This window comes from Azonexus sp., from assembly GCF_036170495.1.
Classification (GTDB): Bacteria; Pseudomonadota; Gammaproteobacteria; order Burkholderiales; family Rhodocyclaceae; genus Azonexus.
In genome coordinates, this window is record NZ_JAVHPH010000107.1 from 1 (window position 1) to 1,119 (window position 1,119).

Annotated in this window: 1 protein-coding gene; it reads left to right on the forward strand. The window is 66.9% G+C overall.

Translation table 11 applies throughout. The annotated features are described in order from the left end of the window. The first annotated feature begins 39 nt into the window (after positions 1 to 39). Complete coding sequence (locus ADADOO_RS03520) at positions 40 to 1,083, forward strand: IS1595 family transposase (RefSeq protein ID WP_511275063.1); 1,044 nt, start codon at positions 40 to 42, stop codon at positions 1,081 to 1,083. Positions 1,084 to 1,119: the final 36 nt, after the last annotated feature.

The window sequence follows — 1,119 nt, forward strand, 5'->3', positions numbered from 1 at the left end:
GGGCTATCCATCTGACGGCCCCGTGGGTAGAATTCCCGCATGGCGCCACGAGCCGGGGTGCATTACCCAGGAACCTACGCCGCGATGCGTGCATGGTTCCCCGACGATGATGCCTGCCTGGACTACCTGGACTGGCTGCGATGGCCTGCGGGCTTCCGATGCCCATCCTGTGGCTGTACAACCTGCTGGGAGCTGAGCCGCGGAGAGCGGCGTTGTACGGGCTGCCGTCGGCGAGCGTCGCGGACGGCGGGGACAATCTTCCAGGACACGCGCACGCCGCTCACGGTGTGGTTCGCCGCGGCCTGGTATCTGATGACGCAGAAGAACGGTATCTCGGCGCTGGGGCTGAAGCGAGTGCTCGGCCTGGGCAGCTATCAGACGGCTTGGGCGATGCTGCACCGCTACCGGACCGCGATGGTGCGCTCTGGCCGTGAGCGGCTGAGCGGTGATGTTGAAGTTGATGAGAGCTTCTTCGGCGGGCTCAAGCCTGGCAAGCGCGGGCGAGGTGCAGCCGGCAAGGTGCTGGTGGCCATCGCTATCGAGCAGCGCTTGCCCAAGGGCTTCGGCCGGGCGCGAATGCAGGTCATCCCTGATGCCGCCTCCGTCACGCTGCGCGAGTTCCTCCTGGCGAACGTCGAGCCCGGCGCGCTGGTCATCAGCGACGGCCTAAACGCCTATCCAACCGCATGTGGTGAGCACTACAGGCACAAGCCGTTCAATGTCCGGGCATCAGGGCTGCCGGCGCACGTGCCGCTGCCCGGTGTTCACCGCGTAGCCTCGCTCGCCAAACGATGGCTCCTCGGTACCCACCAGGGCGCGGTGGAGGCCGACCATGCACAAGCGTACTTCAACGAGTTCTGCTTCCGCTTCAACCGGCGGCAATCGCGAGCGCGGGGGATGCTCTTCTACCGACTGATGCAGCTCGCCGTCGACGCGCCCCCGGTCACCTACAGGCAACTTGTGGTGAACTCCAAACCCAAGCGTCGCCCGCCCATCGCACCCAAGGGGCCACGGTCGCAGCCGGGGAGCCTAGCGCTCCCCGATGCAGGCCGCCCCTGGCGGCAGGTCGCCTCGCCGGAGTGATCCTCGCCCAGGGGCCGTCAGATGGATACCCCGTTT

Bases quoted from the DNA above. Each gene is read 5' to 3' on its own strand.
- ADADOO_RS03520 (WP_511275063.1), top strand. From the start codon at position 40: ATGGCGCCACGAGCCGGGGTGCATTACCCAGGAACCTACGCCGCGATG.